Origin of the sequence: Citrobacter sp. 172116965 (genome assembly GCF_013458095.1) — a bacterium.
GTDB classification, from domain to species: domain Bacteria; phylum Pseudomonadota; class Gammaproteobacteria; order Enterobacterales; family Enterobacteriaceae; genus Citrobacter; species Citrobacter braakii.
In genome coordinates this window covers 1,427,779-1,453,848 of record NZ_CP046673.1, presented here as the reverse complement: position 1 = coordinate 1,453,848, position 26,070 = coordinate 1,427,779, and the positions used below count along the sequence as shown (strand labels likewise).

The following is a 26,070-nucleotide window of genomic DNA, read 5'->3' as shown; positions in this document are numbered from 1 at the left end:
TGAAACTAATGGTCAGACTCATTAAATGAATGTGTTACACGGTTTATTGTTTCAAGAATTGACAATCTGAAAGCGTGGAAATAAAAAACCGCCAGCGGATGGCTGACGGTTTTGGCATTGCAGGTGAGTCTTACTTTTTTTATGCTACTGTCGTGCGAATCAGATAATCAAACGAACTCAATGAGGCCTTCGCGCCTTCACCGGTCGCGATGATGATCTGCTTATACGGTACGGTGGTGCAGTCACCAGCGGCGAAAACCCCCTTCACGCTGGTTTCGCACTTGGCATCGATGATGATTTCACCCATGCGATTACGCTCGACGGCACCTTCAAGCCAGTTGGTGTTTGGCAGCAGACCTATCTGTACAAAGATACCCGCCAGTTCCACACTGTGAACGTCGCCACTCACGCGGTCGCGATACTCCAGGCCGGTGACTTTGCTGCCATCGCCTTTCACTTCTGTCGTTTGCGCATTCAGAATAATATCGACGTTTTTCAGACTGCGAAGCTTATTCTGCAGCACCTGGTCAGCCTTCATTTCAGGTGCGAACTCCAGCAGCGTCACATGTTCAACAATGCCTGCCAGGTCAATAGCAGCTTCAACACCGGAGTTGCCGCCACCAATCACCGCAACGCGCTTGCCTTTGAACAGCGGGCCATCGCAGTGCGGGCAGTAGGTTACGCCTTTTGTGCGATACTGATCTTCACCCGGAACGTTCATGTTGCGCCATTTCGCACCGGTGGCAATGATAATGCTGCGTGCTTTGAGCACCGCGCCGGATGCCGTTTCAATCTGATGCAAACCGCCTTCCTGCGCCGCCGGAACCAGTTTACTTGCGCTCTGGCTGTCGATCACATCAACATCATAGTCATCAACGTGTGCTTTCAGCGCGCCCGCCAGTTTCTGGCCTTCGGTTTTCGGTACCGAGATGTAGTTTTCAATATCAACGGTATCAAGAACCTGACCGCCAAAACGTTCGCCCATCAGACCGGTGCGAATACCTTTACGTGCAGAGTACACTGCCGCTGCCGCCCCCGCAGGACCGGAACCAACAATCAGCACGTCATAAGCATCACGTTTGTTCAGCTCTTGTGCCGCACGTTTTTCTGCGCCGCTATCTACTTTCGCCACGATCTCAGTCAGCGTCATACGCCCCTGACCGAACTCTTTGCCGTTCATATACACCGCCGGAACGCCCATCACGTTGCGATCGGTAATTTCGTTCTGGAATGTACCGCCGTCAATCGCCGTATGCTTGATGCGTGGATTCAGTACCGACATCAGGTTCAGCGCCTGTACCACGTCCGGACAGTTATGACAGGAAAGCGAATAATAGGTTTCAAACTCAAAATCACCGTCGAGATCGCGGATCTGCTCCAGCAACGCCTGCGCCTCTTTTGACGGATGACCACCGGTCCACAGCAGCGCCAGCACCAGGGAGGTAAACTCATGACCCAGCGGAGAACCGGCAAAGCGCGGCCCCTGGTGAGAGCCTGGATTGGTGATCAGGAACGATGGCTTGCGTACCGCCAGAGTATTGTCTTCTTTAAAGGTGACTTTTTCTGACAGTTCAGCAATTTCAGTCAGCAGTTCCTTGATTTCTGCCGATTTAGCGCTGTCATCCAGCGTAGCAATCAGCTCAACAGGTTTGGTCAGTTTCTCAAGATAAGCCTTGAGCTGGGTTTTCATATTTGTGTCGAGCATTCTTCTTCCCTCTCTGAAAACATCATCATGCAAGCCGACTTTGCGGGACTGCATTAATGCAACTTGCGTCATGGTGCTGGAATGAAACAGGCGCAAACTGCGCCTGTGGAATGGCCGGATGCACTGCGTTTATCCGGCCTACAAATTATGCGACTTAAATCTTACCGACCAGATCTAAGGATGGAGCCAGGGTCGCTTCGCCTTCTTTCCATTTCGCCGGGCAAACTTCACCTGGGTGAGAGGCAACGTACTGTGCGGCTTTAATTTTACGCAGCAGGTCAGACGCATCACGGCCGATACCTTCAGCGGTAACTTCGATTGCCTGGATGATACCCTGCGGGTCTACAACGAAGGTTGCGCGGTCAGCCAGACCTTCATCTTCACGCATGTTGTCGAAGTTACGGGTCAGGGCGCCAGTCGGGTCGCCGATCATCGCGTATTTGATTTTCGCGATGGTGTCAGAGCTGCTGTGCCATGCTTTGTGGGTGAAGTGGGTGTCAGTAGATACGGAATAAACATCTACGCCCAGTTTCTGCAGTTCTTCGTAGTGGTCAGCCACATCACCAAGCTCGGTCGGGCAAACGAAAGTAAAGTCAGCCGGGTAGAAGAAGAAGACGCTCCAGCGACCTTCGGTATCTTTCTCGGTTACTTCGATGAACTCACCGTTTTTGAACGCCTGGTTTTTGAAAGGTTTAATTTTGGTATTAATCAAAGACATCTGTACTTCCTCCGTGTTTTCGTTGAGAGATAAGTTAACGAAAATCTCTTCGCAGGGCTAATGCGTTTCCTTTATCAAATCAATAAGCGTTAACTAACAACCCACTCAAACTCATGTTGTGAATCTAAAGATAAAAGTAAAAAAGGCCCCCTTTGCAGGGAGCCTCATTACCCGAGCTACCCGCAGGTAACGTCAGTGCCAGCAGGGCTGGCTATGTGTTGCGCTCTACATTACCTTAACAAAGGTCGTAACAGCGATTGGGATTACATCACCCCACTCAAGAAAGGGCAATCGACAGACGGTCGATCTTACCTATGGCTGCGATAGGTTTTGCAACTTAGCCCCCTTTCCTTCTGATTTTATAAGGAAAATCAATGTTTAAACGTACCTTACTCTTAACCCTGCTTCCTGCCGTGGTGCACGCCGAAGAACTTCCTGCCCCCGTTAAAGCTATTGAGAAACAGGGCATTACTATTCTCAAACCCTTCGACGCGCCGGGTGGAATGAAGGGCTACCTGGGAAAATACCAGGATATGGGCGTTACTATCTATGTTACGCCTGACGGCAAACACGCCATTTCCGGTTATATGTATAACGAAAAAGGTGAAAACCTCAGTAATACGCTGATAGAAAAAGAGATCTACGCCCCTGCCGGACGCGAAATGTGGCAGCGAATGGAAAAAACATCCTGGATTCTGGACGGGAAAAAAGAGGCTCCAGTCATTGTCTATGTGTTTGCCGATCCCTTCTGTCCCTATTGCAAACAGTTCTGGCAAAAGGCTCGCCCGTGGGTAGACTCAGGTAAAGTTCAGTTGCGCACAATACTGGTTGGCGTAATTAAACCCGAAAGCCCGGCTACCGCCGCTGCGATTCTGGCCGCAAAAGATCCGGCCAAGACCTGGCATGACTATGAGGCATCTGGTGGGAATATGAAGCTAGAAATCCCGACCTCCATTTCACCGGAGCAGATGAAGGTATTGAATATCAATCAAAAGTTGATGGATGATTTAGGCGCCAACGTCACGCCGGCTATCTATTACATGAGTAAAGACGATACGTTACAACAGGAAGTCGGCTTGCCGGATAAGGAGAAATTAAACATTATCATGGGTAATAAATAAAAGTAACAAAATGAGTGGTTGTTATCATTTTCATGTCAATCACTCATTTAAATTAACTTTTTTGGTCAAAATTATGCAATATGTGCTATTTTAGTTTAAATTAATAATTCATTAAGCACACAAACATAAATCACAAGAATAATCACAACTTAAAATATTTCAATATTAAATCTTTCAAAACATGACCATCACAGGAAGGTATGCATGGCTAACCTCTATGACCTCAAAAAGTTCGATCTCAATCTGTTGGTTATCTTTGAGTGTATTTATCAACATTTGAGTATCACTAAAGCTGCTGAAACTTTGTATATTACCCCCTCTGCCGTTAGCCAGTCACTGCAACGGCTACGCACACAATTTAATGACCCACTGTTTATCCGCTCCGGAAAAGGCCTAACGCCAACGATTATGGGGATTAACCTCCATCATCATCTTGAGAAAAACCTCAACAGTCTGGAGCAGACAATAAACATCATGAATAACTCCAGTCTGAAGAAAAAATTCATTATTTACTGTCCACAACTGCCAACCATTATCAACATCGAGGAAGTTATTCATTTTCTCAGAGAAGACTCACATGTCGAAATTGAGCACCATAACATACTCATCACTGCTGAAAGTACGGAAAATCTGTTGGCTTACAGAAAAGCAGATTTAGTCATTGCTACCGCCCCAGTGAGTAATCGCTCGATAATATGCTCACCATTTAAAACTGCTGAAACAATATTAGTTTGCAACAAAAACCATCCAAGAATTAATGGAGAAAGCACGCTTGAAACAATATTAAAAGAACAGTTCACGCAACTTATCTCTGAAGACCATGGCGTTAAAGAATACTGGCAAAAAACCAGCGCCTTGCTGGCTAATCGAGATATTGGTTTCCGCAGCGACTCATTAATAACGATCATTAATATTATTTCAAACACAGATATCATAGGTCTGCTACCAAGGGATGTTTACGAACAATATACCGGCTCATTTAATTTAAAAGAGATCTGTATCGATATCCCCTTACCAAAAATAAATTTATTTTTGATGTATAACAGAGCATCACTCAACAATACTGGCTTCGTTAATTTAATTAATAAAATAAATGATAAAAATGACCAGAGGACTAACAAATAGAGCTTTAGCTATTCATTTTATATTTTTATGAATAAAGGCAATTCAAAACAACCATGAATGTATTAAAACGTTGCACCTGAAAAAAATTAGCATATCTTATTGTCAGCATTTGTTATTGTTTTGAATAATAATTCTGATATGAGCTTAATATGTCTATTTATAAAATCCCGCTTGCTCAAAACGTGCTGGACGCCGCTCTGGAGCGCATAACCTGGGCGCTGGAAACTCTGCCTCGGGTTTGTGTCTCTTTCTCCGGCGGGAAAGATTCAGGACTGATGTTACATCTGACAGCTATGCTTGCACGCCAACTGCATAAAAAAATTGATGTACTATTTATCGACTGGGAAGCCCAGTTTTCCTGCACTATTGATTATGTTGAGGCGCTTCGTGCACGTTATTCTGATGTCATCGAGCGCTTTTATTGGGTGGCTTTACCGCTCACCACCCAGAATTCCCTCTCTCAATTTCAGCCAGAATGGCAGTGTTGGGAACCAGGTACTCCGTGGGTTCGCCAGCCTCCCACGGATGCCATAACCGATCCAGAGTATTTCTCCTTCTATCAACCCGGCATGACCTTTGAACAATTTGTTCGCGAGTTCGCTGACTGGTATTCAGAGAAACGTCCAGCCGGCATGATGGTCGGGATCCGCGCCGATGAGTCATATAATCGTTTTGTCGCCATTGCCAATTCGCAAAAGCAGCGCTTTGCCGATGATAAACCCTGGACCACCAGCGCCCCCGGCGGGCATACCTGGTATATTTACCCGATTTATGACTGGAAAACTGCCGATATCTGGACCTGGTTCGCAAAAACCAGAATGTCGTGCAATCCCTTATACAATCTCATGTATCAGGCCGGTGTCCCAACACGTTACATGCGTATTTGTGAGCCCTTTGGCCCGGAACAGCGTCAGGGATTATGGCTATATCACGTCATTGAACCCGAGCGCTGGGCAGCCATGTGTGCCCGTGTCAGCGGTGTAAAAAGTGGCGGAATTTATGCCGGTCAGGACAACCATTTTTACGGGCACCGCAAAATATTAAAACCCGAACATTTAAACTGGCAGGAATACGCCATGCTGCTACTCAATAGCATGCCGGAAAAGACCGCTGAGCATTATCGCAATAAAATCGCCATCTATTTGCAGTGGTATAAGAAAAAGGGCATGGACAATATCCCGGAAACTCAGGAAAAAGATATTGGCTCAGCGGATATTCCGTCGTGGCGGCGTATCTGTAAAGTCCTGCTGAATAACGACTACTGGTGCCGGGCGCTGTCATTCAGCCCCACAAAACCCAAAAACTACCAACGTTATAATGAACGCATGAAAATAAAACGCCAGCAATGGGGAATCTTATGCAACACCGACTAACTCAAGAACTCACTGGTTTTCTTTCTGGGCTGTCAGAAGAAGAACGAATTGAAGCAATCAACCAATTCAGAATGGCTATCCACAGCGTCAGCCCTTTTCGCGAAGAGCCAGTAGATTGTGTACTATGGATTAAAAATGAGCATATCTCACCCAATGACTATAACCCCAATAACGTTGCGCCTCCGGAGAAAAAACTGCTGCAGAAATCCCTCGAAGCAGACGGATTCACGCAGCCCATCGTGGTAGTTCACTCCACGGCGGAAGAATACGAAATTGTCGATGGTTTCCACCGTCATGAGCTAGGTAAAAGCAAACCGTCGCTGAAATCACGCCTGCATGGCTACCTGCCGGTCACCTGTTTACAGCGTGAACGCCATGAACGCATGGCAGCGACAATTCGTCATAACCGTGCCCGCGGGCGGCATAAAATTCATGCCATGTCGGAAATCGTTCGTGAATTATCGCTCCTGGGATGGAGCGAAGAGAAAATCAGTAAAGAGTTAGGTATGGACGACGATGAGGTTTTACGTCTGAAACAAATTAACGGTCTGCAAGAGTTATTTGCCGACCGTCGCTTCTCCAAAGCCTGGACAGTAAAATAACTACAGCGCAACCAGACGTTCGGCTGCCGCCAGCAGCGTCGATTCTTGCTTGGCAAAACATAGGCGAATCAGCTTATGCGGGAAAGGATCGGCGCAGAAAACCGACAACGGGATCGCGGCAACGCCCACTTCTTTGGTCAGCCACTGGCAAAACTCAACGTCGTTAAGCGTGGAGACGGCACTGTAATCGACCAGCAGAAAATAGGTGCCTTCACACGGCAAAATTTCCAGTCGGCTGTCACGCAGCGCGTTCACCAACACATCGCGTTTTTTCTGATAAAAGGCTGGCAACTCACGATAGTGTGTTGGATCCTCCCGCAGCATATCCGCCAGCGCCAACTGAGCCGGCGTATTAACTGAGAACGTCAGATACTGGTGTACCTTGCGTAATTCAGCGCTAATGGCGGCAGGCGCAACGCAGTAGCCGACTTTCCAGCCGGTCATATGGTAGGTCTTCCCAAACGATGAAACTGCAACGGCGCGTTCGCGCAGCTGTGAATGCGCCAGCACGCTGGCATGTCCTTGTCCGGCGAAGCAAATGTGCTCATAAACTTCGTCGCTGATGACAAAGATCTCGCGTTCTTTAATTGCCTGCCACAGGGCATCAAAATCGGCGTGATGCCATACGGTGGCGGAAGGATTGTGCGGCGTGTTAAGGATCACCAGTCGGGTACGTTCGCTGAGTACAGCGCTAAATTCCTGCCAGTCGACGCGAAAAGACGGCGGTTGCAGCGCGATACGTTTAACTACGCCGCCGGATAATTCGACCGCGGGCGCATAGCTGTCGTAGCTCGGGTCAAAACAAATCACCTCATCGCCAGGACGCACCAGCGCCGTAATAGCGGCGAACAGCGCTTCTGTGGCCCCCGCCGTCACGGTCACTTCACTATTCGCATCAGGTTTGTAGCCGTACAACTGCGCGGTTTTATCCGCAATGGCTTCGCGCAACGGCTGTACGCCCGTCATCGGCGCATACTGGTTTGCGCCATGCGCGACGTGATACGCCAGACGTTCCCGCAAAAAAAGTGGGCCGTCAAAATCAGGAAATCCCTGCGAGAGGTTAATGGCCTGATGCTGCTGCGCCAGCGCGCTCATTTGCGTGAAGATAGTGGTGCCAAGATTAGGCAGTTTGCTTTGCGGAATCAGCGGGTTATTACTCATTATTGTTATCCCAGCGTGTGATGTTGTGGTTGAAGCCACTATAGCACGATGCTAGTATTTGGCAATCAAGACGTTCAGACGTCTATATAAAAATAACCTGCATTGACAGGACAGCCAAAAGGACAACACAACATGAGTAATACCGAGATTCGCGTCGTCACCGGCCCGGCCAACTATTTTTCCCATCCCGGCAGCCTGTCAAGACTCAACGATTTTTTCACCGCAGAGCAACTCTCACGCGCCGTCTGGGTTTACGGTGAACGCGCCATCGACGCGGCCCGCCCTTATCTGCCTGAGGCATTTCATCTTGCCGATGCCAGACACCTGCTGTTTACGGGACATTGCAGTGAAACCGATGTTACTCAACTGGCAAAAGAGTCAGGAGAGAATCGCAGCGTGGTGATTGGTGTGGGCGGCGGGACATTGCTCGACACGGCCAAAGCGCTGGCTCGTCGTCTGGGTCTGCCTTTTGTCGGTATTCCTACTATCGCAGCGACCTGCGCCGCATGGACACCGCTCTCCGTCTGGTACAACGATGCAGGCCAGGCGCTGCATTTCGAAATTTTCGCTGACGCCAATTTCCTCGTGCTGGTCGAGCCAGAGATCGTTCTCAATGCGCCTGAAGAATACTTACTGGCGGGGATCGGCGACACGCTGGCGAAATGGTACGAGGCAGTCGTGCTCGCACCTGAGCCGGAAAACCTGCCTCTGACCGTACGTCTGGGTATCCATGCTGCGCAGACGATCCGCGACGTCCTGTTGGAAAGCAGCGAGCAGGCGCTGGTCGATAAGCAACAAGGTACGTTAAGCCGCACGTTTTGCGATGTAGTGGATGCAATTATTGCCGGAGGCGGCATGGTCGGCGGTCTGGGTGAGCGCTACACCCGCGTGGCGGCGGCGCATTCGGTACATAATGGCCTGACCGTGCTCCCGCAAACGGAGAAGTTTTTGCATGGCACCAAAGTGGCGTACGGCATACTGGTGCAGAGCGCGCTGCTGGGACAAAATGATGTGCTGACGCAGTTAATTACCGCCTATCAGCGCTTCAACCTGCCAACCCGGTTGGCTCAACTGGAAGTGGACATCAACAACCGCGCCGAAATCGACAACGTGATTGCGCACACCCTGCGCCCGGTGGAGTCCATTCATGCGCTGCCGGTAACGTTAACGCCACAGACGCTGCGCGCAGCGTTCGAAAAAGTAGAATCGTTTACGGTGTGATTATGGTGTGGGATGCCTGATGGCAGCAACGCAGCGAAACCCCTGGAGCTTACAAAGGTAAGTAACCAGGGTGAACACGCCTGCAGCTTGAATGATGAAGAGCATTAACAGCAGCGCGCGCCGCCTTTCCCCCCGTAGCGCGCATCCTGGCGTTCGCGGAAAAATTCTTCGTAGGTCATTGGTGTCAGGTCCGGATGCGTGACGCGCATATGCTCAACATAGTTGTCGTAATCCGGCACACCTATCATTAATCGGGCGGTTTGACCTAAATACTTCCCGGCTTTAGAGAGCGTTTCAAACATAGTGGTTCCCTGTCGAACAAACGCCCTCCCCATTCAGGAGAGGGCTCGTTGGTTAAGAGAATATTAGTGCGCGCCTTTCGCCTGCGCCACGATCTCTTCGACATTCTCAGGCATCGGTTCGTATGGCGTTTCTTTCGACGTAGGTTTGTCCTCTTTCAGTGCTGCCAGTGCAGTTTTGATGGAGAACAGACCCAGCACCACAACGACTACCATGAAGAAGATAGTGAGACCCGCATCCAGGCGGTTGTTAAACACCAACTGCGTCAGCTGCGACTGAGTGTACTGCGCCGGAATATTACCGCTGTCGATCATCGCCTGGAACTTGTTAGCGATGGCGAGGAAGCCAATTTTCGCATCCGGGCTAAACGCTTTCTGCCAGCCGGCGGTCAGGGTACAAATCAGCAGCCAGGCCGTTGGCACCAGCGCCACCCACGCGTAGCGTTGACGTTTCATCTTGAACAGCACCACCGCGCAAAGCATCAACGCCATACCGGCCAGCATCTGGTTGGCGATACCAAACAGTGGCCACAGGGTATTAATACCACCCAATGGATCCACCACGCCCTGGTGCAAGAAGTAACCCCAGGCCAGCACGCACAGCGCCGTTGCCAGCAGGTTCGCAGGCAGCGAATCGGTACGTTTCAGACCCGGTGACACCACGCCCAGCAGATCCTGCAGCATAAAGCGTGCGGCGCGCGTACCGGCGTCTACCGCCGTCAGAATAAACAGGGCTTCAAACAGAATGGCGAAGTGATACCAGAACGCCACATCCATCATTCCGCCCAGTGCACCATGCAGAATATACGCCATGCCCACCGCCAGCGTCGGCGCACCGCCTGCGCGGGAGATAATGGATTGTTCGCCGACATCGTTCGCAATCTGATGCAGCGTATCAGGCGTGATAACAAAGCCCCAACTGCTCACAACCTGTGCCGCTGACGCAACCACATCGGTGGTTCCGGCAGGTGCCAGTACAGCCATCGGGCTGTTCATCGCAAAGTAGACGCCCGGGTCGATAACGCAGGCCGCCACCAGCGCCATAATGGCGACAAAGGATTCCATCAGCATCCCGCCGTAGCCAATAAAACAGGCCTGACCTTCATTCGCCAGCATCTTCGGCGTGGTGCCGGAGGCAATCAGCGCGTGGAAACCAGAGACCGCACCGCAGGCGATGGTAATAAACAGGAACGGGAACAGGTTACCGCTCCAGACCGGGCCTGTACCGTCAACAAACTTGGTCAGCGCAGGCATGGTCAGCGTCGGACGCATGATCAGAATCCCTACCGCCAGACCAACAATGGTACCGATTTTCAGGAAGGTAGAGAGATAATCACGCGGTGCCAGCAGCAGCCACACCGGCAACACAGCGGCGACAAAGCCGTATCCCACCAGCATCCAGGTCAACTGTACGCCGGTAAAGTCAAAGTACGGTGCCCAGGTCGGGCTTTCAGCCACCCAGCCGCCGGAAATAATAGCAAACACCAGGAATACCAGACCGATGACCGACACTTCACCAATGCGGCCCGGGCGCAGATAACGCAGGTAAATCCCCATGAAGATCGCCAGCGGGATAGTAAAGGCGACGGTGTAGGTTCCCCACGGGCTGTGGGTCAGCGCTTTCACGACGATCATCGCCAGTACCGCGAGGATAATCACCATGATCATAAAACAGGCCACCAGAGCAATGACGCCCGCCGTTGGGCCCATTTCTTCTTTCACCAGTTCGCCAAGGGAACGACCATCGCGACGGGTAGAAACAAACAGCACCATAAAGTCCTGCACCGCCCCCGCCAGTACCACCCCGGCAAGCAGCCAGATCATACCCGGCAGATAGCCCATTTGCGCCGCCAGCACCGGTCCAACTAATGGACCCGCTCCAGCAATCGCCGCGAAATGGTGGCCAAACAGCACTTTTTTATCGGTAGGAACATAGTCCAGACCATCGTTATGACGCACAGCTGGCGTCATACGCGTCGGGTCCAGCGCCAGTACATTTTTCGCGATGTACAGGCCGTAGAAACGGTAAGCGATAAGGTAGACACAGACCGACGCCACGACTATCCACAACGCGTTGATCTGTTCGCCACGATTTAATGCGATATAGCCGAGGGCAAATGCTCCCATAACGGAGAGCACTGTCCAGACGAGGTACTTCCCTGATTTATTCATACTTGGTTTTCCGTTGTCCTGGTCAGAGAGATGTTACATTTTGTTTCTATAACATCTTTTCTGAATTTAACAACCTGACAACCATGTAAACCCGAAGTATCACTGAGTATTTACATTGCATTGTTAACTGGATCACTTCATTTAGCCGTTAACCCTGCAATTTCATTTTACTTTGTCGGGCGACTCACCCCATCACCGCAGTGCCTAAACGACAGGTGCAACAGCGTCGTCCCTGCTCATCAAAGATGACGATTTCCCAGCTTTGACTCTGACGCCCGAGGTGCAGCGGCTGGCAAACGCCGCGCACTTTCCCCTGCGCAACCGCCCGATGGTGCGTGGCGTTCAGTTCCGTACCCACCACACACTGCCCGTCGCGAGTCATCAGATAACCCGCCATCGAACCCAATGTTTCCGCCAGGGCCGCCGACGCGCCGCCGTGCAGCAGACCAAACGGCTGATGCGTCCGGCTATCCACCGGCATTTCGGCTTCCAGCACATCATCCCCCAGTCGGGTATAGACCATGCCTAAATGCGCCACCATCGTGTTCTGACTGGTGGCATTCAGTTCATCCAGCGTTAAATGACGTTTCCAGATCATCGTCATGCCCCCAGCGTGGAGCCGCCGTCCACCACGATATCCTGAAGCGTAATGTGGCTCGCCAGATCGGAAGCGAGGAATAAAATCGTGTTAGCGATTTCCTGTGGACGAGCGATTTTCCCCAGCGGAATGCCGAGCTTAAACTGCTCGCCAAACCCACGAATGCGCTGTTGCTCCGCGTCATCGCTGACCCACAACGTACGCTGCATGTCGGTGTCGGTCGAGCCTGGCGAAACCACATTGCAACGCACACCGCTGCCTGCCAGTTCAAGTCCGACGGTCAGTGCCAGGTTTTTCAGCGCGGCTTTTGACGCACCGTATGCGCTCATACCGATACGCGGCGTGTGCGCCGCATCCGACGCGACGGTCACGATTGCCCCGCCCTGCTGGCGACGAAACTGCGCCATCGTCTGTTGAAACAGATTGAACGCCCCACCAACGTTAACCGCAAACGTCTGCTGCCACTCCTCAATACTCAGCGCATCGGTGGCCCCCATACGCAAAATACCCGCCGCATTGACCAACACATCCAACCGCTCGCGCGTTTGCAGGACGCGCTGACACACCTCAGCCACCTGTTCAGCATTCGCCACATCCAGCACTTCGGTGGCAAACGGGTAGTTATTCTGAGAAAATTCACGATCGAATCCTGTCACCTCAGCACCCGCTTTCACAAACGCCAGCGCGGTGGTGTAGCCAATCCCTTTTCCCGCGCCGGTTACCCAGACGGTTTTCCCTGCGAAGTCAAATCCAGACATTACTTCACCTCGCGAGAGAGCAGCGTCCACCAGGCGTCAATGGTCGGGTTTTTCGCCAGCATCACGAAGTCAATATCGCCATGAACCTTACGCCAGCGCGCCGCCAGCGCCATCATGCGCACGGAATCCAGTCCGTAGTCGATCAGGTTTTCGTCATCCATCGGCTCTTCGGACTCATCCAGCAGCGGCAGAATAATGCTGCGTAACGCATCTTTGCTGGCCGGTACCGGCGTCGGTAATAATTCCTGTGTCATCACCACACGCCCGGAGCGTCCCGCCACGTATTTCAGCGACATCAGATGTTCGTCACGGCTAAAGTCTGCCAACGCATCGGCAACCATAAACGGCTTGATGTCGCGCATAAAGGCGTCTGTTGCGGTGGTCATACAGCCAATATGCGCATACACGCCGGTAATGATCAGTTGATTACGTCCGGTTTCCTTAAGCATCTGTTCCAGCGGGGAGCGATGAAATGCGCTGTAACGCCATTTCACCAGAATGGTATCCGCTTCATCCGGCGCCAGCGCCTCAACGATTTTCTGCTGTTCCGGCGAACGCGTCAGTCCCGGTCCCCACATATCATTGAGCAGAGCGCGGTCTTCATCACTCTGTTCTTTCGGCTGAGCGGTGTAATACACCGGAATGTTATGCTCTTTGCAGTACTGACGCAGTGCGGCGATGTTAGCGACGACCTGCTCCATCATCGGGCAGTTATCGCCCCAAAAACCGATAAAATAGTCCTGCATGTCGTGGATCAGCAGTGCGGCGCGTTCGGGGTCAAACGCCCAGTCCACTTTGTTCACCGGAACATCAAGCGCCGTGGGTAGCGCATAAGCCTGCAGTTTAGGAATTGCCATCTCTTATTCTCCTTCAGGCCAGTGAACGTGATGCCAGCCACTGACGTAATTGTTTTTTATCTACTTTCCCAACCGGAGTCAGCGGTAACGACTCAACGCACTCAACGCGGTCAGGTAATTTAAATTCCGCTACGCCCTGTTCGCGTAGAAAACGACGCACCTGCACCGCTCGCAGCGGCTCTTTTACCACCAACCAGGCACAGCTTTTCTCGCCCATCAGTTCGTCATCCATACTGACCAGCGCGGCATGGATCACCATCGGGTGGCGCAGCAGCAGGTTTTCAATCTCTTCTGCAGCGATCTTCTCTCCACCGCGGTTGATCTGATCCTTCTCACGTCCCTGGACGGTGATGTAGCCATCTCGATCGATGGCGATCAGATCGCCAGAGCAGTAAAAACCGTTGGCGTCAAAGGCGCTGGCATTGTGCTCAGGACTTTTGAAGTAACCGCGGAAGGTGTATGGGCCACGCGTCATCAGGCGCCCGGTTTCTCCCTGGGCTAAAGGGTTGCCGTCAGCGTCTGCTACCCAGACTTCATCATCGGGACACATCGGGCGGCCCTGGGTATTGATGATGCGTTCAGGGCTGTCGTCCAGACGGGTGTAGTTCACCAGCCCTTCCGCCATGCCGAAGACCTGCTGCAGCTGGCAGCCAATCTCCGCCGGAATACGCGCCGCAAGCGAGGCGGAAAGCCGTGCCCCACCGACCTGTAGCAGCTTCAGCGAAGCCAATTGCGCATTGCTCCCCCACTCCGCAATTGCCTGCAGCCACAGGCTCACCGCTGGCGGCACCAGCGCCGTGACGTTAACCTGATGCTGTTCAATCAGAGGGAAGCACAGGGTGGCGCTCGGGTCAGCCGCCAGCACGACGGTGCCGCCAGCCAGGAATACCCCCAACGCGCCAGGCGAACTCATCGCGTAGTTATGCGCCGCCGGGATCGCGCATAAATAACGCGTTTCCCCGGTGAAGCGGCAAATCTCATTGCTGCGACGCACGCTGTAGTAGTAATCGTTATGGGTACGAGGAATCAGCTTTGGCGTCCCGGTAGTCCCGCCTGAAAGCTGGAAATAGGCCACCTCATCAGCAGGCGATGGCGTGGCGGAAAAATCAGTCGCAGGCTGGCTTATCGCCGTTTGCAGATTGTGTTCGCCTTCGTCATTGCGCAGTTGCACCACGCGCACTGAATTGTGTTCAGCCACAAAAGCGTTAAGAAAATCGTCTCCGCTAAACAACGCATGCTGACGATCGGCAATCAGCAGCGCAGGTTCGATCTGTTTGGCATAGGCGTTAAGTTCGTTTCGCTGATGGCTGAATAATGCCAGCACCGGGGCTACGCCCAGCTTGAGCAGCGCAAAGAAAGTGATATACAACTCAGCCACGTTGCCCAGTTGTACCAGCGCGGTTTCGCCGGGTTTGATCCCCTGACGGCGCAGGCTGCAGGCGAGATTGTCAGTGGCCTGATTCAGTTGGCGATAGCTCAGATGGCGTTCGCCATCGATCACCGCTGTATGATCGCTGTCGGCGTGACGGGTCAGAATGTCGGTCAGCGGCAAATCCTGCCAGTAACCTTTTTCACGATAGCGGCGGGCAAACTCCTCCGGCCAACGGGTGAAAGGAATACTCATTATCGCTCCTTAGAGGCCTGGTCAATAAGGCTCTTAATGCAGTCCAAAAACATTCAACATCGTGGAGAGTTTGGCTCCCGTTTCACGCCATTCCGCAACCGGGGACGAAGCCGGAACAATCCCGGCACCGGCAAAGAAACGTACCTGATTACGCAGCAGCTTCGCACAACGGATCGTCACTACCCATTCGCCGTTGCCTTGGGCATCACACCAGCCGACAATGCCACCGAACAGTTCGCGATCGAACGGCTCCAGCTCGGCGATAAGTTTGCGCGCAACCTGATGCGGGAAACCGCTCAGCGCAGGCGTCGGATGCAGCAGGCACGCGAGCGTCAGGGCGTTTTCTTGCGCGTTGGCTTTACCCTCAAACGGCGTGCCGAGGTGCCAGAGCGTAGGCGTGGTGACCAGTTGCGGAGAAGAAGGGAGTTGCAGTTCACGGCTGCGATCGCGCAGGACATTTTTCATGGCCTGCGTCACCAGTTCGTGCTCATGACGATCCTTTTCGGACGCCAGCAGGCGGATGCCCGCCTCACGGTCCAGCACATCGTCCGGTTGACGTCGTGCCGAGCCTGCCAGCGGTAATGAGCTGAAACGATCGCCTTCTTTGCGTAACAGCAGTTCCGGACTGGCGCCAATCAATACGCCACCGTCTTCAAGGGGGACGTGGAAGTTGTAGCTCGCCGGATTTTGCGCCACCAGGCGCTCCAGCAGCGCCCCGCTGTCAATATTGGCATCAGCGGTGATATCGATCAGGCGTGACAACACCACTTTGTCGACTTCCGGGGTTGCCGTCAGCGCAGCCGCGCGAGCGACCATATCTTCAAAGAAGTTCTGTTCCGGGATCGATTTACGTTCAACAACGTTCAGCGACTGATGCGCGTTAAAGTAACGAGATGATTGCTGCTTCGCCGTTCGGGAGAACGTCTGCCACGACTGGGGAATAAACAGCGATGACGGCTGGCGGGTGTCAAAAGGAATCGCCCCGACCATGATGGGGTTAGCGATACCCTGCGCTTTGGCATCAGCAAACAGTGCATGCATTTTTTGTTGGAAAGGGCTGTCTGGCGAATCGCCATCAATTGCCGGTTCCGCATAGCGGGCGAAGCATCCTGACGTCGTAAAACTACGGTACGGCGACATAAAGAAAAAACTGTCGGGAGCGAGCGTCGGCATAGTCTGCGTTTTTTCCTCGGCCAGTGACGTTTCCATATCATCCTCCAAAAATGATAAAAGCTCTAATAATGATTATCATTTATATTTTCGGTCGCTAACCTAAAAGCAAAGCGGCGGTATGTCAACTCTTGTGGCAGCACAATGTGCGACTTTGGCTTGCATCCTTGCCCACTAACAATGAAAATGAGAAGCATTACTTATACTGATAACAGGATGCTGATTCGTGAGTCTCCCCTCTTTTTGCCGCACCGTGCTCTTACTGGCAGGTTTGTCTATTTCAGGAATTTCTTCAGGTTATGCCGCCGACTGGCCGCGTCAGGTTACCGACAGTCGTGGTACGCATACGCTGGAACATAAGCCGCAGCGAATTGTCTCCACCAGCGTCACCCTCACCGGCTCGCTGCTGGCAATTGATGCCCCGGTCATCGCCAGCGGCGCTACTACGCCGAACAATCGCATCGGCGATGCACAGGGCTTTTTACGCCAGTGGAGCGAAGTGGCAAAAGCGCGCAAACTGAGCCGCCTGTATATCGGCGAACCGAGCGCTGAGGCCGTGGCGGCGCAAATGCCGGATCTGATTCTGATCAGCGCCACCGGGGGAGATTCAGCCCTCGCGCTATACGATCAGCTGTCCACCATTGCGCCAACGCTCATCATTAATTACGACGACAAAAGCTGGCAGGCGCTGCTGACGCAGTTAGGTGAAATTACCGGTCAGGAGCAACAGGCGGCTGCGCGTATTGCCGAGTTTGATAAGCAACTGCAGGCGGTCAAGCAGCGTATTACCCTGCCGCCGCAACCGGTCAGCGCGCTGGTATACACCGCTGCAGCGCACAGCGCCAACCTGTGGACGCCTGAGTCGGCGCAGGGCAAGCTGATGGAGCAGTTAGGTTTCACCCTGGCACCGCTGCCTGCCGGATTGCACACCAGCCAGAGTCAGGGCAAACGCCACGATATCATCCAGCTTGGCGGTGAGAACCTGGCGGCAGGCCTGAACGGCGAAGCGCTGTTCCTGTTCGCTGGCGACAACAAAGATGCCGACGCCATTTATGCTAATCCGCTGCTGGCACATCTGCCTGCCGTGCAGAATAAACGTGTTTACGCCCTGGGTACGGAAACCTTCCGTCTCGACTACTACAGCGCGACCTTGCTGCTGCAACGTCTGTCAGCTCTCTTTTAATCGCCAGCGCCGGATACGGCTAACGCCTTATCCGGCCTACAAACCGTAGAGGACAACGCTATCCGGCATTCACAGGCATTTGTCGGAATCGGCGCACTTCTCCCAGCAACAGCAGCAGTAGCAGACCGACAATCACCAGCCCAAACCCACTTACGCTTGCCGAAGCAACCGGTGTCATCATCGCCCCCAATCCCCCTAACAGCGCCGCGCCGATCGCATCTCCTGTAACGTTCTGCGCAGTCCACAAACCGTTAATTCGCCCGAGCATCGCTTCTGGCGTCTGCGTCTGTAACAGGGTGTACTGCAACAAAGAGCTGACCGCACTCAGCCAGCCGAACAGCGCCAGGCAGACAACGCCAAGCTCCCAGACCGGCATCAACCCAAACAGACCGATAGCCAGGAACGAAGCCACGGTCGATATCAGCATGATCAGTCCCGGACGCACGCTGTGCGCCAGTTGCCCGCTGGTCAACGCGCCCACCGCCGCGCCAAGAGGAATGGCCGCATACAGCAGACCTATTTGCGCACTCGACATTTGCCAGTTAATCGCCAACGCGGGATACAACACGCGCACGGCGCTCGCCATAGTCAACAGACCGCCAAGCAGCGCAATGCCGCCAATCAGCGGGCTGGCAAGCAGAAAGCGAAATGCTGCCAGCAGCGATTTTAGCGGATGCTCGCGCGGCTGCGGCGGAGGCGGCAGCGCGGGAAGGCTCAGCAACGGCAGCAAGGTAATGAAAGTGCCCGCCGCCGCCAGACCGTAGTTCCAGGCCACGCCACCGGTCGCGAGCAATACCCCGCCAAGCATCGGCGAAATAACCGAACCCAGACGTACCGTCAACATGGTAATCGCCCCAGCCTGCATCAAATTCTCCCGACCAACCAGCGCCGGTGTTGCCGCCAGCAACGCGGTCACGCCCAGCGAGGCAAAGAAACCGTCCCATAAGCCAAGCAAATAAATCGCCAGTAACGACGGTTCGGGCAGCAGCGCATTCAGACACAGACCAATAAAGCCGATTCCGCAGGTTCCACGAGCCAACAGGATCACTTTTTTACGCTCATAGCGGTCGGCCAGCACCCCGCCCACCATCAGACCAATAAACATTGCGCTGCCGGTCAACGTCACTGACAAACCTACCTGCCAGGTCGACTGGGTCATCATCTGGATCTGTACCGGAACCGCCACGCCGAGTAGCCCCAGAGAGACAATGGAAATAAAACGGGCGAGGAAGACGGCGCGAAATGCAGGGTGGGTCTTTAACAGGCTGAGATTGAGCAGCCAGGATTGTCGATTCATTACAGAGCCTTACCAGGTACTTTTTCAATATCCATTCGATGGCTGCACATGCTAACATATCCAAATAAGATCGATAACGATAATTACTATCATTATCAGGGAAGTTGATATGTCATGCTCTGTTTCCGCGACACGTGCCTTCGCCGTTCCCGGACTATTGTTATTACTTGTTCTCACCACGATATTAAGTCTGGTTATTGGCGCCAAGTCGCTACCTGCCTCCGTGGTGCTGGATGCACTTACCAGCAGTTGTCAAAGCGCTGATTGCACCATCGTGCTGGACGCGCGACTGCCGCGCACGCTGGCGGGGCTGCTCGCCGGTGGGGCGCTGGGTCTGGCTGGTGCATTAATGCAAACGCTCACGCGTAACCCTCTCGCCGATCCCGGCATTCTGGGCGTTAACTCCGGTGCCAGCTTCGCTATTGTGCTGGGAGCCGCGCTGTTCGGTTTTTCCTCTGCGCAAGAGCAACTGCTGATGGCCTTTTCCGGGGCGCTGGTCGCGTCGCTTATAGTGGCCTTTACCGGCAGCCAGGGCGGCGGGCAGTTAAGCCCGGTACGCCTGACGCTGGCGGGCGTTGCGCTGGGCGCGGTGCTGGAAGGATTATCCACCGGAATCGCCCTGCTCAACCCGGATGTCTACGATCAGTTGCGTTTCTGGCAGGCCGGTTCATTGGATATCCGCAGCCTGCAAACGCTGAAGGTCGTCCTGGTGCCGGTACTGATTGCCGCGGCTGTCGCGTTATTCCTTAGCCGTGCTCTGAATAGCCTGAGCCTCGGGAGCGACACCGCCACCGCACTTGGCAGCAAAGTCGCTCGCACGCAGTTTATTGGCCTGTTGGTGATTACCGTACTGTGCGGCAGTGCGACCGCGATTGTCGGCCCTATCGCCTTTATCGGCCTGATGATGCCGCATATGGCGCGCTGGCTGGTGGGGGCAGATCACCGTTGGTCGCTGCCCGTTACCCTGCTGGCAACCCCCTCTCTGTTGTTAATTGCCGATATCATCGGTCGCCTGATTGTCCCCGGCGAACTGCGCGTTTCAGTGGTCAGCGCATTTATCGGCGCGCCGGTGCTTATCTTTCTGGTACGCCGGAAACCGCGCGGGGGTGGCGCATGATGCACCTCTCCCGCCGCCTGATAGTCAGCAGCCTGCTGCTGGTTGTAGGTTGTCTCGCCGTTGGCTTGTGGAGCCTGCGTAGCGGCGTCGTGACGCTGGAAACCCAGCAAATTATTGCCGCTCTGCTTGGCGATGCGCCGCGCAGTATTACGCTGGTGGTGACCGAATGGCGTTTGCCACGCGTGCTGATGGCGCTATTGATTGGCGCGGCGCTCGGCGTGAGCGGTGCAATATTCCAGTCGCTGATGCGCAACCCGCTGGGCAGCCCGGATGTGATGGGTTTCAATACCGGTGCCTGGAGCGGTGTGCTGGTGGCAATGGTGCTGTTCGGACAGCATCTCACCGCTATCGCGCTTGCGGCCATGGTTGGCGGGGTCCTGACGTCTCTGGTGGTCTGGGCGCTCGCCTGGCGCAATGGTATCGACACCTTTCGGCTGATTATTATTGGGATCGGTATACGCGCCATGCTGGTTGCGTTCAACACCTGGCTACTGCTGAAGGCATCATTAGAAACCGCGCTGACCGCCGGATTGTGGAACGCCGGATCGCTCAATGGCCTGACCTGGGCCAAAACCTGGCCTTCTGCCCCACTGATTATCATTATGCTGGTGTGCGCCACGCTGCTGGTGCGCCGGATGCGTTTACTGGAAATGGGTGATGACAGCGCCTGTGCGCTTGGCGTCAGCGTAGAGCGCTCACGTCTGATGATGATGCTGGTTGCGGTTGTACTGACCGCTGCAGCCACCGCGCTGGCTGGCCCTATCTCGTTTATTGCCCTTGTCGCCCCACATATCGCGCGGCGGATTAGCGGCACATCGCGCTGGGGATTAACCCTGTCGGCGCTGTGTGGCGCGTTGCTGCTGTTGATGGCGGATTTATGCGCCCAACAGCTGTTTATGCCTTATCAGCTTCCGGTGGGCGTTGTCACCGTAAGCCTCGGCGGTATTTATCTTATCGTCTTGTTAATTCAGGAGTCCCGCAAAAAATGATCGAATCAGTAGCCCGTTTGCGTGGCGACCAGTTAACGCTGGGTTATGGCAAATTTACCGTAGCGGAAAACCTCAATGTGTCGATTCCAGACGGTCACTTCACCGCAATTATCGGGCCAAACGGCTGCGGAAAATCAACACTACTGCGCACGCTTAGTCGTCTGATGACGCCCGCGCACGGTAAGGTCTGGCTCGACGGCGAGCATATCCAGCACTATGCCAGCAAAGAGGTTGCTCGCAGAATAGGTTTGTTGGCGCAGAACGCCACCACGCCGGGTGATATCACGGTACAGGAGCTGGTTGCCCGTGGGCGCTACCCGCACCAGCCATTGTTTACCCGCTGGCGAAATGAGGATGAAATCGCGGTCTCAAACGCAATGCAGGCGACAGGAATCACTCATCTTGCGTCACAAAGTGTGGATACCCTTTCCGGTGGACAACGCCAGCGCGCATGGATTGCGATGGTGCTGGCGCAGGAAACATCGATTATGCTCCTCGACGAACCTACCACCTGGCTGGATATCAGCCATCAGATCGATCTGCTGGAGCTGCTGAGTGAGCTAAACCGGGAGAAAGGGTATACGCTGGCCGCCGTTCTGCACGATCTTAATCAGGCGTGTCGCTATGCAACGCATCTGATTGCGCTGCGTGACGGAAAAATTGTTGCCGAGGGTGCGCCGAAGGAGATCGTCACCGCGCAGCTTATTGAAAAAATCTATGGTCTGCGCTGTATGATTATCGACGATCCGGTTGCCGGAACGCCGTTAGTGGTGCCGCTTGGGCGTACACCGAAAATTCATACCCAGTCATCTCTATAGGGATGACTACACGGGTCAGCGTTTAACACGCTGACCCGATGACGTTTATTGGATATTTTGGAGCAGGTCACGCATGACAGGCCCAATCTTCTCAAACGCTTCAGGGGTTATGATATCGACATGCGCGCAGTCCTGACGATATACATCCAGACTGGATATCCACGGTGACCAACTGCGTTCAGGACTGACCCCCGGCACTAAGGTGCGCTCAGCAACGAACAGCGTGGCGTGACCAGCAAACGGCACGCTGTGTGCCGTGGTGAGCAGGCGAACCGCATCGGCGTAGTTGCCTTCGATAGCATTAAATAAGGCCTCTGACGCATTCCCCTGCTGCGCTGCCAGAAACGCTTCACGTTCACGCTCGATCTCGGCCAGTACCGCGGGATCCAACCCATTGGCCTCCTTTTCCTGCCAGTTTTGCGTTTCCGGCGGCCAGGTATCCAGCAGCCCCAGGAATGCAACTGTCTCTCCTCTGGCATGTAAGCGTGCGGCGATTCCCTGCGCCAACGTCCCCCCCAGCGAGTAGCCTAATAAATAATAGGGACCATGAGGCTGCTGGCTGAGCAGCGTTGCCAGGTGATGTTCGCATACCGCATCAAGGTTTTCCGCCGTCTGCATAGGGCCATCCGGTCGCGGCGACTGAATGCCAATAATCGACCACTGCGGACTGAGGTAACGCGACAGCACGCTAAACTGCCAGGCGAAACCCGACGCCGGATGGAAGCAAAACAGCGTTGGCCCATGACTTTCACGCAGCGGCAGCAGCGTTTCGAATCCCAGACGCTGCGACTGTTCATCATCATTGCTCTCCAGCAGTGCACTCAGTTGTTCAACAGTAGAAGCCACCATTATTTGCCCAGGCGTTACCTGACGCTCAAAAATCCGGCTCAACTGCGCTGCCAGCTTCATCGCCAGCAGCGAATGTCCGCCAAGCGCAAAGAAGTCAGCCTCTACGTCATTAACCTCGCAATCCAGCAAAGCCGCAAAAGACTGCGCGATGGCGGTTTCAGTCCCTGCTCGCGGCGCACGTCCTGACGTACGCGACGTCAACTGCGGCATCGGCAGCGCTTTACGATCCAGTTTACCGTTTGCACTCAGCGGCAGCTCCGCCAGTTGCAACAATACCGTCGGCACCATATGCGCAGGCAGTTTTTCACGCAGAGTTTCTCGCAATGCAGACGTATCCAGCGGTAACCCCGATTGCGACACCAGATACCCCACCAACTGTCGCGCATCGCCGCCTGTCGCCGCCGCCTGGTTGAATACGCAGGCGTGGGCAACGGCATGTTCGACATCTGGCAGTTGCTGCATCACCCGATCAATCTCACCGAGCTCAATGCGCTGTCCGCGAATTTTAAGCTGGTCATCGCTGCGCCCGAGGTATTCCACTGCGCCATTCTCCAGCCAGCGCGCCACATCCCCGGTACGGTACATGCGTTCACCAGGGTTAAACGGATCGGCGATAAAGCGGCTCGCAGTTAGATCCGCTCGCCCGAGGTATCCTTGCGCCAGTTGGATCCCCGTCAGATAGAGATCACCTGCCACGCCAAAGGGCACCGGGCGCATCATGGCGTCCAGGATCCGTAAACCGGTATTCCATACCGGATAGCCAATCGGCACGCTATTGCCCGTTACGGCAGCGAGATCGTCCCCCCAGGCCGGATACCAGCTCACATCGACCGCCGCTTCCGTTGGCCCGTATAAATTGTGCAGTGGCGCATGAGTCAACTGTTCCCATTCGCGGCATAAATCTGCAGGTAAGGCTTCGCCGCTGCAGAATACCCGTTTCAGCGAGGCACAGCTCTCCCGCGCGGTTTCCGGCGTCAGTGAAGCAACAAAAGCGGCCAGCATAGAGGGAACAAAGTGCGTGGTCGTCACCCCTGACTGCGCAAAGAACTGCTGCATCGCCAGCGGATCGCGGTGCGCTTCAGGTTCTGCCATGACCAGTTTTGCCCCAGCAATAAACGGCCAGAAAAACTCCCATACCGAGACGTCAAAACTGCACGGCGTTTTTTGCGCCACCACATCATCCGCGGTCAGAGGATAGTGATTTTGCATCCACAGCAAACGGTTAACGATGGCTGTTTGCCCAACCATCACCCCTTTTGGTCTGCCGGTAGAACCGGAAGTAAAAATAATATAGGCCGTATGATTAGGTTGAGATAGCGCCAGCGGTGCAGCATCCTCTTCTGGCAGCGGCGCGTTGTAGCACAGACTTTCCAGCTCCGGAATATCGCTAAAGCGCGCCAGTTGCTCTTCGGTCGCGATCAACAATTTTGGCTTCGCGTCTTCGAGCATCATCCGCAGGCGATCGTCCGGGTATCCGGTATCCAATGGCAGCCAGGCGGCTCCCGCCTCAACAATACCGTGCAGCGCCAGCGTGAGGAACACGGAACGCGGTAATGCCACGGCAACGCTGTCACCAGGCTGTACGCCACGCTCGCGCAGGCGGCGCGCCAGCGCCACAACCTGTTGGCGCATTTCACGATAGCTAAACTGATAGCGGGCATCAGCCAGCGCCGGGGCATCCGGCGTTTTATCGGCCTGCTGTACCACCAGCGCGCTCAGCGTGGTGGACGGGATCGCCACGGTCGTATCGTTAATCTTCGCCAGCCGCTCATGTTCTGTCGGCAACAGCATCCCGGCATCGCCGCAGCATAGCGACGGATTGTCGGCAAACTGCGCGATAAGCGCGGTTAAACGCGATGCATGTTGCGCCAGCGTCGCGGCATCGTAGCGCTGTTTATTGGCCAGGATTTCAATACTCAGCCCGCCGTTTTCATCCGGGAACAGCGCCAGTTCCAGATCGTTCACCGGACCTGTCGCCAACGTATGGGTTTGCGCCTGAACGCCAGGAATATTCAGTTGATAGTCGAATATTTTCACGTTCAGTACCGGGCCAAACAGCGGTTCGGCACCGGCTGCGCGCCCGCTGTCGCGAACAATTTGCTCAGCATCATATCGCTGATGTCGGCGCATTTTCTTCAACTGTGCGGCCAGTCGTTGGGCAAGTGCAGGCAAGCTTTCTGCCGCATTCAACTGCACGCCAAATGGCAGGACGTTTAAAACCGGTCCGGTGGACGTGAGCGCCGCCGACCCCATACGCCGCATAAAGATAAACCCGGCGGCATATTCCATTCGGCTGCATAAACGTCCGAGCCACAGCGCCACCAGCGCAAGGGCCAGATCCGCACGCTGAACGTCTGGCATACGTGCCGCAAGCCGGCGAAACTCCCCTTCAGGCGCGGTTAACTTCAGACGAATAATACCCGCGCTGGCCGACCGCCCTGGCAGGGGTTTGTTAGACAGCGAAGCCGGAGGTGGGAGTTGCTTTCGCTGCTCGGTCCAGAAGGCGCCGTCACGTTGCCAGGCATCGCTTTGCCGATACTGTTGATACTCTTCCACCACCTCAGAAAATGGCGTAAAAGGTGATTCCGGCGTGGGCTCGCCATGCAGCCATGCGCGGTAAATTGCGGCTATCTGGCGGGTAATGGCCGGGAAACTGAAGCCATCAACCAGCAGATGATGGTAACGCTGATACCAATACCAACGCTTTTCTCCCACCTGAATGAGCAGGTGAAAAACCAGCGGCTTAGTGCCATCAGCACGGATGTCCTGCTGCAGGTCTGCCTGCATCAATGCGCGCGCTGACGCATGCGGATCGGATTTTTCGCGCAGATCGATAATTTCTGGTGGCGCAAAGGCAAGCGCAGAGTCTACCCATTGCCAGACCTCGCCGTTATCTTCGCTAAACCGCATCCTTAGAGTATCGGCCTGCTCCAGACCCGCCACTACCGCTTTCGCCAGCAACGGTGCGTCCAGTTCGCCGGTTAATTCTACGTAGTGCGCCACGCTCCACGCTGAGGGCAATGTGGAGAGTTTTTCTGCCATCCAGATCCCCGGCTGAGCCGCAACTAACGGTAAACGTTGAGTCATGGAGCCTCCTGCACATCGACGTAGTTCGCTGGCGTTAGCGTGGTCCAGTTGGCATCCAGCCATTGCTGGCAGGCTTCCTGTGATTGGGGTTCGCACGCGACCGTCCAGCCAGCAGGAAGTGAGCATTGCTGCGGCCAAAGGCTAAACTGACGTTGGGGATTTTGCAGAATGTAAAACTGGCCCTGCGGATTATCGAAGGGGTTACTGAATTCCATACTCAACTCCT

The 26,070-nt window shown here is 54.2% G+C and carries 22 protein-coding genes; 9 read left to right on the top strand and 13 right to left on the bottom strand.

The window, feature by feature from the left end:
• Nucleotides 1–139 precede the first annotated feature (139 nt).
• Nucleotides 140–1,705: an alkyl hydroperoxide reductase subunit F gene (ahpF, locus tag GPJ68_RS06810; protein ID WP_016152210.1), complete on the bottom strand. Its 1,566-nt coding sequence runs from the start codon at nt 1,703–1,705 to the stop codon at nt 140–142.
• A 154-nt stretch (nt 1,706–1,859) separates the two neighbouring features.
• Entirely contained in the window at nt 1,860–2,423 is a 564-nt protein-coding gene (gene ahpC, locus GPJ68_RS06805; protein ID WP_004859485.1) for an alkyl hydroperoxide reductase subunit C, read from the bottom strand.
• 374 nt (nt 2,424–2,797) lie between these two features.
• Here ahpC and dsbG point away from each other — a divergent pair, with 374 nt between their 5' ends.
• The 4 genes from dsbG (at nt 2,798) to GPJ68_RS06785 (ending at nt 6,644) form a co-directional block, all read left to right on the top strand.
• Nucleotides 2,798–3,544, top strand: coding sequence for a thiol:disulfide interchange protein DsbG (dsbG, locus tag GPJ68_RS06800; protein ID WP_016155953.1), 747 nt, complete (start codon nt 2,798–2,800; stop codon nt 3,542–3,544).
• Nucleotides 3,545–3,748: 204 nt separating this feature from the next.
• Nucleotides 3,749–4,669, top strand: a complete 921-nt coding sequence (locus GPJ68_RS06795; protein ID WP_180837200.1) for a LysR family transcriptional regulator — start codon at nt 3,749–3,751, stop codon at nt 4,667–4,669.
• A gap of 149 nt (nt 4,670–4,818) precedes the next feature.
• Nucleotides 4,819–6,042: a phosphoadenosine phosphosulfate reductase gene (locus GPJ68_RS06790; RefSeq protein ID WP_047415122.1), complete on the top strand. Its 1,224-nt coding sequence runs from the start codon at nt 4,819–4,821 to the stop codon at nt 6,040–6,042.
• The gene (locus GPJ68_RS06785) at nt 6,027–6,644 is read left to right on the top strand and encodes a ParB/RepB/Spo0J family partition protein (RefSeq protein WP_016155950.1); all 618 of its coding nucleotides are present in this window, start codon (nt 6,027–6,029) and stop codon (nt 6,642–6,644) included. The genes GPJ68_RS06790 and GPJ68_RS06785 overlap by 16 nt, the downstream gene beginning before the upstream one ends.
• Here GPJ68_RS06785 and GPJ68_RS06780 read toward each other — a convergent pair whose 3' ends face one another.
• Entirely contained in the window at nt 6,645–7,805 is a 1,161-nt protein-coding gene (locus tag GPJ68_RS06780) for a pyridoxal phosphate-dependent aminotransferase (RefSeq protein ID WP_019076246.1), read from the bottom strand. It abuts the gene before it with no gap.
• 132 nt (nt 7,806–7,937) lie between these two features.
• Here GPJ68_RS06780 and GPJ68_RS06775 point away from each other — a divergent pair, with 132 nt between their 5' ends.
• Entirely contained in the window at nt 7,938–9,026 is a 1,089-nt protein-coding gene (locus GPJ68_RS06775) for an oxidoreductase (RefSeq protein WP_180837198.1), read from the top strand.
• 104 nt (nt 9,027–9,130) lie between these two features.
• Here GPJ68_RS06775 and GPJ68_RS06770 read toward each other — a convergent pair whose 3' ends face one another.
• The 7 genes from GPJ68_RS06770 to entC form a co-directional block, all read right to left on the bottom strand.
• Nucleotides 9,131–9,328 carry a YbdD/YjiX family protein gene (locus tag GPJ68_RS06770; RefSeq protein ID WP_019076244.1) on the bottom strand — a complete coding sequence of 66 codons (198 nt, stop codon included), beginning with the start codon at nt 9,326–9,328 and terminating at the stop codon, nt 9,131–9,133.
• A 63-nt stretch (nt 9,329–9,391) separates the two neighbouring features.
• Nucleotides 9,392–11,497 carry a pyruvate/proton symporter CstA gene (cstA, locus tag GPJ68_RS06765; protein WP_016152202.1) on the bottom strand — a complete coding sequence of 702 codons (2,106 nt, stop codon included), beginning with the start codon at nt 11,495–11,497 and terminating at the stop codon, nt 9,392–9,394.
• Nucleotides 11,498–11,681: 184 nt separating this feature from the next.
• The gene (gene entH / locus GPJ68_RS06760; RefSeq protein WP_029139447.1) at nt 11,682–12,095 is read right to left on the bottom strand and encodes a proofreading thioesterase EntH; all 414 of its coding nucleotides are present in this window, start codon (nt 12,093–12,095) and stop codon (nt 11,682–11,684) included.
• A 2-nt stretch (nt 12,096–12,097) separates the two neighbouring features.
• Nucleotides 12,098–12,853, bottom strand: a complete 756-nt coding sequence (gene entA / locus GPJ68_RS06755) for a 2,3-dihydro-2,3-dihydroxybenzoate dehydrogenase EntA (RefSeq protein WP_016155947.1) — start codon at nt 12,851–12,853, stop codon at nt 12,098–12,100.
• Nucleotides 12,853–13,710 (bottom strand): isochorismatase, encoded by an 858-nt coding sequence (locus tag GPJ68_RS06750; RefSeq protein ID WP_016152199.1) that lies wholly within the window; start codon nt 13,708–13,710, stop codon nt 12,853–12,855. Before GPJ68_RS06750 ends, entA begins: the two co-directional genes overlap by 1 nt.
• Nucleotides 13,711–13,723: 13 nt before the next feature.
• Nucleotides 13,724–15,334 (bottom strand): (2,3-dihydroxybenzoyl)adenylate synthase EntE, encoded by a 1,611-nt coding sequence (entE, locus tag GPJ68_RS06745; RefSeq protein WP_104652072.1) that lies wholly within the window; start codon nt 15,332–15,334, stop codon nt 13,724–13,726.
• 33 nt (nt 15,335–15,367) lie between these two features.
• Nucleotides 15,368–16,543 carry an isochorismate synthase EntC gene (entC, locus tag GPJ68_RS06740; protein WP_016152197.1) on the bottom strand — a complete coding sequence of 392 codons (1,176 nt, stop codon included), beginning with the start codon at nt 16,541–16,543 and terminating at the stop codon, nt 15,368–15,370.
• Nucleotides 16,544–16,730: 187 nt separating this feature from the next.
• On the opposite strand from entC, the gene fepB reads away from it, so the two are divergent.
• Complete coding sequence (gene fepB / locus GPJ68_RS06735; RefSeq protein ID WP_016155944.1) at nt 16,731–17,687, top strand: Fe2+-enterobactin ABC transporter substrate-binding protein; 957 nt, start codon at nt 16,731–16,733, stop codon at nt 17,685–17,687.
• Nucleotides 17,688–17,745: 58 nt separating this feature from the next.
• On the opposite strand, the gene entS is transcribed toward fepB, so the two are convergent.
• Nucleotides 17,746–18,984 carry an enterobactin transporter EntS gene (entS, locus tag GPJ68_RS06730; protein WP_104652073.1) on the bottom strand — a complete coding sequence of 413 codons (1,239 nt, stop codon included), beginning with the start codon at nt 18,982–18,984 and terminating at the stop codon, nt 17,746–17,748.
• 109 nt (nt 18,985–19,093) lie between these two features.
• Here entS and fepD point away from each other — a divergent pair, with 109 nt between their 5' ends.
• Genes fepD through fepC form a run of 3 tightly spaced genes read left to right on the top strand, consistent with a single transcriptional unit; the run spans nt 19,094 to nt 21,908 of the window.
• Nucleotides 19,094–20,101 carry a Fe(3+)-siderophore ABC transporter permease gene (gene fepD / locus GPJ68_RS06725; protein ID WP_104652074.1) on the top strand — a complete coding sequence of 336 codons (1,008 nt, stop codon included), beginning with the start codon at nt 19,094–19,096 and terminating at the stop codon, nt 20,099–20,101.
• Nucleotides 20,098–21,090: an iron-enterobactin ABC transporter permease gene (gene fepG / locus GPJ68_RS06720; protein ID WP_165499999.1), complete on the top strand. Its 993-nt coding sequence runs from the start codon at nt 20,098–20,100 to the stop codon at nt 21,088–21,090. The genes fepD and fepG overlap by 4 nt, the downstream gene beginning before the upstream one ends.
• The gene (gene fepC, locus GPJ68_RS06715; protein ID WP_016152192.1) at nt 21,087–21,908 is read left to right on the top strand and encodes an iron-enterobactin ABC transporter ATP-binding protein; all 822 of its coding nucleotides are present in this window, start codon (nt 21,087–21,089) and stop codon (nt 21,906–21,908) included. The genes fepG and fepC overlap by 4 nt, the downstream gene beginning before the upstream one ends.
• 45 nt (nt 21,909–21,953) lie before the next feature.
• Here the strand turns inward: fepC and entF are convergent, their stop codons facing one another.
• Together entF and GPJ68_RS06705 are read right to left on the bottom strand one after the other, a co-directional pair.
• Entirely contained in the window at nt 21,954–25,844 is a 3,891-nt protein-coding gene (gene entF, locus GPJ68_RS06710; protein ID WP_104652075.1) for an enterobactin non-ribosomal peptide synthetase EntF, read from the bottom strand.
• Entirely contained in the window at nt 25,841–26,059 is a 219-nt protein-coding gene (locus tag GPJ68_RS06705; RefSeq protein WP_016152190.1) for an MbtH family protein, read from the bottom strand. Before GPJ68_RS06705 ends, entF begins: the two co-directional genes overlap by 4 nt.
• Between the last annotated feature and the right edge of the window lie 11 nt (nt 26,060–26,070).